This window comes from Novosphingobium sp. 63-713, assembly GCF_001898925.1.
In the GTDB taxonomy this organism is placed as follows: domain Bacteria; phylum Pseudomonadota; class Alphaproteobacteria; order Sphingomonadales; family Sphingomonadaceae; genus Novosphingobium.
This window is the reverse complement of the sequence record NZ_MKVS01000015.1, coordinates 1-8011: the sequence shown is the minus strand read 5'-3', so window position 1 is coordinate 8011 and position 8011 is coordinate 1. Positions and strand designations below refer to the sequence as shown.

Annotated in this window: 4 protein-coding genes and 1 pseudogene; all 5 read right to left on the bottom strand. The window is 60.7% G+C overall.

Annotation, left to right across the window (positions count from 1 at the left end; translation table 11 throughout):
- Positions 1-7 precede the first annotated feature (7 nt).
- Positions 8-1144 (bottom strand): IS1380 family transposase, encoded by a 1137-nt coding sequence (locus BGP00_RS08160; RefSeq protein WP_292687962.1) that lies wholly within the window; start codon positions 1142-1144, stop codon positions 8-10.
- A 488-nt stretch (positions 1145-1632) separates the two neighbouring features.
- Positions 1633-3429 carry a ParB/RepB/Spo0J family partition protein gene (locus BGP00_RS08155; RefSeq protein ID WP_292687964.1) on the bottom strand — a complete coding sequence of 599 codons (1797 nt, stop codon included), beginning with the start codon at positions 3427-3429 and terminating at the stop codon, positions 1633-1635.
- 308 nt (positions 3430-3737) lie between these two features.
- Positions 3738-5126, bottom strand: a complete 1389-nt coding sequence (locus BGP00_RS08150) for a DUF4942 domain-containing protein (RefSeq protein ID WP_292687966.1) — start codon at positions 5124-5126, stop codon at positions 3738-3740.
- Between the two features lie 473 nt (positions 5127-5599).
- Positions 5600-6262 carry a hypothetical protein gene (locus BGP00_RS08145; RefSeq protein WP_292687968.1) on the bottom strand — a complete coding sequence of 221 codons (663 nt, stop codon included), beginning with the start codon at positions 6260-6262 and terminating at the stop codon, positions 5600-5602.
- A gap of 312 nt (positions 6263-6574) precedes the next feature.
- Positions 6575-7923: pseudogene (locus tag BGP00_RS08140) on the bottom strand (efflux RND transporter permease subunit); the annotation flags it as partial.
- Positions 7924-8011 lie beyond the last annotated feature (88 nt).

Sequence of the window (8011 nt, the reverse complement as noted above, 5' to 3'; positions counted from 1 at the left end):
GCGCCATTCATATCTGGGCGGCATCAGCCCCCTCGCATTCGAGGCCAAGGTGGCATAGTGAGATAGGTGACCGGCACAAATCCGTTACAAGTCCATAGATCTTCTCGTAGAGATGGCGCGCCTCCGCTTCGGCGCGACTGAGCGAGGTGACGACGAAGCGTGGATTGGGATCGCCCCGGGTCACCTCGGCCTTGCCGACGACGCGGCGCCTGCGGCTCCAACTGTCGAGCGTGCTCCACATGAAGTCCTTGAAGCGCCGCGCCGCCTTGCCGGTGCGGCGGCTATCGTCGGTGGCCTCGGCGAGTTCGGGGGCGATCTCGGCCTCGAGACGCGCGTTGCGGGCGAGACCGAACAGATAATCGACCTTGTTCGCCTCGCACCACGCCATCAGCGCCTCGCGGCAGAAGCCGCTGTCGGCGCGCAGCAGGATGCGCGTCCTTGGCCAGCTACGACGGATCTGCCCGACGATCCGTTCAACCTCCTCGCAGGCGCCCGCCGCACCGTCGATATTAGAACGCCGCAGCTTGGCCGCCAGCAGATGTCGCCCGCAGAAGATGTACAGGGGCAGGTAGCAATAGCGGTCATAATAGCCATGGAACAACCGGCCTTCCTGATGGCCGTGGATCGGATCATCGGTGGCGTCCAGGTCGAGGATGATCTGCTTCGGCGCCTTTTTGTGCGCCTCTGTGAACAGCGTCACGAACAGATCCTCGATCGCCTGCGGATCATGGCTGATCTTGTGGTACCGCGTCGGCTCGGGCCGCGAAAGTTCCAGCCGGTTGAGCGTGCTCTTCCCCGCCAGCGGGGCGCAATCCCGGCGTCCCGCCTCAAGCTTGCCGACCAACGTCGCCATCACCGGATCGTGGCGCAGTTCGTCATGATCATTCAGATCCTCATAGCCCAGCGCGATCCCGAAGATCCGCTGGCTCACCAGGGTCGGCACTTCATGCTCGATCAACTCCGCCCGGCGATGATCCGCAAAGCAGTCCGCAAACCGATCCACCAGCCCGATCGCCCGATCCGTTGCCCCAAGCAGCAGGCTCCCCGCGTCGCTCGTCACCGCGCCGCCATCAAATGCCGCCACCACCGCGCGCGATTCTACGCGTGCAAATTCAAATGACTTTGCGCTACACTCTGTCGGCATCGGGGAAATCCTCTGCTGTCCGGTAAGACTTTGTCGCAGAAGAATTATCTCAGATTCAGAGCCCCGATGCACCTACTTCCGTGAGATATCCGGGCTAGACGGATCACCGACCGATTGATGCTGGGTTCAATAATGAGGGGGGATCGGTCCAAAGGGCTCGCAGGGTCCGCCTTAATGACCGTAACATGCCATACTTCTGGCCGTAGATGATCGAAGCCTACGCCTTTAGCCCATGCCGCCAGCTCATCCGCATTGCGCAAGGGGCGAGTGATCCACACGGCGCCAGATGGCAACAACATGGCCATTTGCGACTGCATCGTTCACCTCCGAAATCACCATTCTCCGCACTTTAGATCAATCGAGCCCATTGCCAAGGTGAAGCCCCTCATCCGTATCTCGAAGCGCAAATGGCGACCGGGGCCGGATTTCCAGCGTGCCTGTCTCCCGAAAGGGGCCGGTAAGGCCTGAAGACCCCACCGGCAGCACCATTATGCAGCCTTGGACATTTCGCCTTCATCGTCGGGCTGCGTGGGAACGGGGGGCAGAGGATTGACAGGGGAAGGCATCCAACTTGCGGGCAGCCGCTCGGCCACCGCCACAGCCAAATCGTTGCGCTTCATCTTGGCACAATTCTCCGCCGCATTCGGACCGCAGGCGTCAGTCAGGATGGCGAGCAAGGCTCCCTTCTTCATGCGGGTGAACACCTCGCATCCCGGCGTCCAGACATCGGCCATATTGAGTCCGGCGGCTCCGGCATAAAGGTCAGCAGTACGCAGCCGGGTTTCATCACCGTCCCCGTTGTGCTGGGTCGCGTCGATGGTGATCGCCACCAATCCAGCGAGAAGCTGCATTTTCTCGGCAGGGTCCATATTCCGAATGGCGGCAAACCGACCTTCATCGGGCACAGCCGCAAATTGTTGGGCCATGGCCGTTTCCACGCGCACGATGCTGCTACCGCCCATCAGTTCGTCATCCACCTCCGGGGCGTGGCGAATGGGCGAAACCGATGCCGCAAGCCGATAGCTGTAAGTTTCATGCAGAAGCTGGGCCGCCATCGTGTCGAGAAGAATATCTAGGGCGAGCGTAGGATCGGAGGCGACGGCCTGCTGCAACGCCAGCGTCCGAATGCCGCTCAACTGTTCGATCAGCGCCTTGGAATAGGGGCCTTCAGCCGCCTTCGGCCTATCGCCCCGGTCGCTATCGTCATCCGAACGCAGCCGGATATAACGAACATCCAGAGCGCCGCGATAATCGATATAGGCAATGACACCGTGCTGCGCGCGCAATTCAGAGGGATAGCTCTGCAAGGCGTTTTCCAGCGCATCGAGGCGGTCATGAAGGTCTGCAAGTTCCTCGCTCTCAGGATCGCTTTCCGTGATCTCATCGATGCGCGCCGAAAGCTGCTCGATTTCAGCCGCCTCGGCCTCACTCGCCTCCCGCTTCACCGGATGGAGCATAGGACGGCAATAGATGTCATCGGGACGTGTGGTGGACGCCTCAACCGACTTCCACCCCATATCGCGCAAATCCGCGCCGATCTCCGCCATCTTAGCCTCGGCAAGCTGTTCGACCAGTTCTGGATCATCGGCATAGCCCGATCCATCCTTGCTGAACAAATCGACGGTGATCGTCCCACCCGCCGCCTCGTAAGCCTCGCGCCCCACAAAGATAAAGGTGCCGCAATCCGTCGCGATCTTTTCGCTGGTGAGCGCCTGCCGAATGCGGTGGGCGTTGTCGCCATGCCGGTTGAACAATTCGACCTGCTGGGCCGGGTCGCTGGTGATGGTGAGCGCACGGGCAGTCTCGATGCTCAACCGATCCTCGCCCATTTCATCGAGCAGCACGGTGGCTAGGCTCCCAAGGCTCAACAGCTTTTTCACATGGGCCTCGGAATAGCCGAAACGCACCGCGATGTCCGCCGCGCTCAACCCGCCCTGATCGCGCAAAGCGGCATAGGCTCTGACCGCATCAGCCGGGTGCATGTCTTCGCGCTGGGCATTCTCGGCAAGCGACAGCTCGACCGCTTCCTCCTTGCTCCGCACCACCACGGCGACGGGATAGGTGCCGGTAATGGCTTTGCGCTTTTTCAGCAGTTCGAGCGCGCGAAAGCGGCGTCCCCCGGCGAACACATGATAGGCCCCATCTTCCTCGTAAGTGGCAAGGTTCTGGATCAGGCCATGGGCTGCGATGTCATCGGCCATGCTTTCGATGGCGCTGGGCTTAACGCGGCGCACGTTGAGCGGGGAAAGGCGAAGCTGCGAGAATTTCACGGTCTGGATAGTCATGATGCTGTTTCCCTTGTTCTGAATAGAGCCGAAGGCGATGGGCTCACCATCGACTTCTGGCCCTCGCCGAGAGCAGGGGTGAATGTGCAGGGACTGGTCGCGGGGGAGGGGGATCTCCCGGCCTGCACCGGAGCGCAGCGCAGAGAAGGTTGGGGACACCCCCGCGATCACCAAGCGGAGCGCGGCACGCGCGCAGACGGCTTGGTCCTTGCGCAGAGGGGGCAGCGCCCCTTCATGACGGGCAAAGACACGCCGCACAGCGGCTCACCTTTTTGGCTTGGCGCGCGCGCGCCCCACGCGTCCCCCACCTATCCCGGCTTGCGGATGGCCAGAACAACCGTGTTCACGTTGGTTCCAGCGTGAGCGAACGAACCGGGGGGCAGATCAAACCACTTGTCTTTGCGGCCCCAGCGACAAACCGGCGCGGCCTGCTCGACAAGCCGGTGCAAGTCCAGATGGCGCTTGTCCTCAGCAAACTCCGCGCGCGCGGACATGATCGCCACCAACACGCCTCCCGGCTTCAAAAACTGGTAGGCGTGGCGCACATGGTCACAGTCTCGGCCGCGATCAAAGGGCGGGTTCATCACCACGCGGTCAAAGGGCGCAAAGTCTGCCGGGTTGAGGGCAAGAAAGTCGCTCTCGATCACGTCCGCAAAGCCGTGGAGAACGCCCAGTTCGTGCGCAAGGCCGGGCTGAATTTCAACGCATGTGACCTCGGCGCCTGCATCACGGGCGGGCCTTGCCAGCGCCGCGCTTCCGGCGCTCGGCTCAAGGATGCGCTCGCCGGGCTGGATCTCGGCGCGTTCGATCACCTTTTTCGCGATGTCCTCGGAGGTGAAAAAGGCCCCGAAGTTCTTTGCCGGGGTAAGGTGGAAGCTGGGGGCGTCCTCGGCCTCGGTGGTGTCATAGCCATCCCCGATCACCTCGCCGTAATACTCGGCCAAGAGGAGATTGACGGTGTTGAGAAGGTCTTTGTTCTCGAACCAGATATGAAGGTTGCCGTTCTTGAAAACCCGCACGCGCCAGTAATCGCCATGGATGACCATTGGCAGATTGGCGCGGTTGCGGCCCGCGTCGGTGACAATGCCCGCGATGCTTTGGCTTTCGGAGACGGGCGGCTTGCCGTCCAGTTCGAGAAAGACGCGCTCAACGTCGCGCAAGATGTCGCGGCGCTCATAGCGATCCCATGAACCCCACTCGTTCAAGGCTCTGTCAATGATGAGTCGCGAACCGATCTTGAAACCGTTATGCGAGCGAAAGCGGCGGTCAAGCTTGGCAAAGACGTTCGCGATGCCGCGCAGGTAGAGTTCGCGGCGGCTGCCCCAGATATTGCCGAAAGTGGCCGAACAGTTTTCAGGGGTGAAGGTGGCGGGCGCATCGCGCAAGCCGTCGTGAAATTCGCGGCGGGCCTGCTCGTCTAACAACTGGTCGAACCCGAGTTGATCCATCAGGGCGCGCCAGCATCGCCGGTCAACGATCTGGGTCAGAACGGTCGTGAAGTTCTCGCGCGCGGGAATCTCGGTGATCTTGCAGGTTTCCCGGTCGGCCTTTTGAAGCGGCTCGGCGGTAATGAAAGCCTTGGTCAGCTTGTCCTCGTAGCGGTCGCCGCTAGTCGAGAGCGCCAGCGTGCCGGCGATGGAAAGCCGCCCGGCTGCATCGCGGATGGCGTGGTAGTGGTCGTAAAGATCGAGCCACATGGCGATGGTCTGGTCGCGCCCCTCGCAAATGTCGGTGATCTGCTGCGGCGTCATGAGTTCCTGACCTGTCCTCGGCTGCTCGAACATGAAACTTCGCTCCTTTTGGTCTGTGCCGTCTGCCTGCGGCTACGGCTCTGACCCGCTGGCGAAGCGCGGGATGGGGAGGGGGAAGCGAAATCGACGAGAGTTGGTGCGGGCCGCAAGCCTAGAGAGGCCCGGCGCACAAGCGCGCCGTCCTGGCCGATCTTGGCGGCAACCCGGTCGTGTCTATTTTGCTTCGGGGAACGAAAGGGCAGTAGCCCTTGGTGTTCCCCCCTTCGCAGGAGGGTGGCGGCTTTGCCGCCTCATTATTGAGCGAGGATCTTCACCCAGCAGGGCTGAAACCGCCACGCGGGTTCAGTCGGAGCGCAGCGGAGATAGAGCCGTGCCGCAAGGCCGCTCCCGCCCCCCCCTGTTCACCCATAATACGGAAATCAGGGCTTTTGCGCGATCAAGGCCATGACGGTTTGCTTGCCATCCATCCACGCAGCGGCAGTGGGGCTTCGCCAGGCGATCATGTCATGGATGCGCTGATAATCGTCGGCGAGATTGCGCGTGAAGATCGGCTCATGATGAGCGATTCTATTTCGTAATCTTCGAATGTTTTGCAGGTCATTATACGCCTGGGCACGGCAATTCGGGATCGTTTGAGCCACCGGCGCACCAGGAAAGAACGTCCGAAAATGTGCATTCCAAATTCGGCCATCCTGCCCAACGGTAAAGATGTTTTCCCAAAAGGCGAATTTCAACTCCGCGATGATCTTTCCGGTCGTCGGGAGATTACTGTCGCATATTTGAAGGTCATATGCAGGATTGTAATGAAACTTCTTTTTCGGACGCGGCAGACTGCGGATAAAGCCGTTAGCGCGAGGCCAATTGGCTCCATGGACGGCTTCAATCGCTTCAGCGATCCCATTGCGCACAGCCACTTCACAAACCTGAAGTGGCACGATGAAGGCTGAAGATACGTCGAGATTCCACTCGTAGAGTTCGAGCGCATTTTTCCGGTCATTGCCCATTGCCTGAAGGTAGGTGGCGAAACGGGGAGCCGATATGACGCCTGGCAGGTCCTGAAGCTCGGCGGGAGAGAAAGGCAACGTTGCTATCCTGTCTGCATACGATGTTGACGAATCTTCAACACCGCCATATAAGGGACCATCGGCTTTGAGAACGCGGGCTAACGCCTCCCCTCATCGTCTAAGGAAATCGAAGGCCCGCCGAAAGGTGGGCCTTTTATTTTTCTGCCCAAGTGCAGGAGATTTCCACCATCACAGACGAGCCGAAGAAGCGCTTCATAGCGGCTCGCTATTAATTTAGGCAACGCTGATCTGCGCGCGCTGGGCGCGCCGCGACAAGGACCCGCCGCGCCCAGCGTCACCGTATATGGTGCAGTGAAATATCATCACACTTTAGAAATCAGTTCCATTTGACAGCTCACAGCTTTCGTTCGTCTGAAGCCCTCCCATTCGCGCATACAATGCGGGTAAAACGAACAAGGTGAGCAAGGTCGCGGAAATCAAGCCTCCGATGACAACCGTCGCCAAGGGCTTCTGCACTTCAGCCCCTGCGCCATGGGGACGAAGCCGAGCGACGCCACCAGCGCTGTCATTGCAACTGGGCGAAGCCGGGCCAACGCGCCTTCGCGACTTGCGGTTACCCGATCCATACCGTTGCGCATCAGATCCTGGATCGAGGTTACCATGACCAGGCCGTTGAGGACGGCGATGCCCGACAAAGCAATGAAGCCCACGGCCGCCGAAATCGAGAAGGGTATGCCGCGCACCGCGAGAGCGAGGACACCGCCAACAAGCGCGAGGGGAACGCCCGTGAACACGATCGCGGCATCCCGCGCGGAACCAAGCGCTCCATAGAGCAGCAAGAGAATTAGCGCGAAACAGGCCGGCACGACCAGGGCAAGCCGTGCACGGGCCGATGCGAGATTCTCGAACTGACCACCCCATTCCAGATAGGTGCCTGCGGGTAGCCGCACGTCGCGCGCGATTGCCGCCTGCGCTTCTTCCACCACGCTCGCGACATCGCGGCCGCGCACATTGGCCTGAATGACAACCCGGCGCTTGCCGTTTTCACGGCTGATCTGGTTAGGACCATCGACGATGCTGATGTCTGCAACACTGACCAGCGGAACCGACGTGCCCGATGGCGTCGGTACAGGGACCTGTCCTAGCCTTTCGAAATTGGCACGATCAACGTCGGACAGGCGGATCACCACAGGGAAGTGGCGATCGCCCTCAAAGATAACACCTGCTTCGCGACCGCCAACTGTCGCAGCAATGGTCGCCTGGACATCCTTCGCGGTAACCCCCAGACGTGCCGCCGCGTCGCGGTTAAAGGCTATATCAAGCATCGGCAGCCCTTCGGTCTGCTCGACCTTCACGTCCTGTGCGCCCTGAGTCTTGCGTAACACCGCCGCGATCCTGTCTGCGACATCGTTCATCTGGCCAAAGTCATCGCCAAACACCTTGACTGCGACATCGCTGCGCACGCCAGCGATCAGTTCGTTGAACCGCATCTGGATGGGCTGCGTCACCTCATAAGAATGACCCGGAACACCTGCGAGTCGCTTCTCGATACGTCCGACGACCTCGGCCTTAGCCTCGCCCGGATCGGGCCATTGCGCGCGGGGTTTGAGCATGATGAAAGTGTCGGTCGCATTGGGCGGCATCGGGTCCGATGCCAGCTCGGCGGTCCCGGTACGCGAGAACACCGTCTTGACCTCGGGCATTCCGGTCAGGTGTTGAGTAGCGCCGAGAATTGACCCGGGAGTGGCAGAAATTATCACTGAGAATTGACCCATGCTTTCCTCGCCCCCGGCTGACAGTCGGGAG

Excerpts from the sequence above, each read along its gene's own strand:
- BGP00_RS08160 (WP_292687962.1), bottom strand. The coding sequence starts at position 1,144 with ATGCCGACAGAGTGTAGCGCAAAGTCATTTGAATTTGCACGCGTAGAA.
- BGP00_RS08155 (WP_292687964.1), bottom strand. The coding sequence starts at position 3,429 with ATGACTATCCAGACCGTGAAATTCTCGCAGCTTCGCCTTTCCCCGCTC.
- BGP00_RS08150 (WP_292687966.1), bottom strand. The coding sequence starts at position 5,126 with ATGTGGCTCGATCTTTACGACCACTACCACGCCATCCGCGATGCAGCC.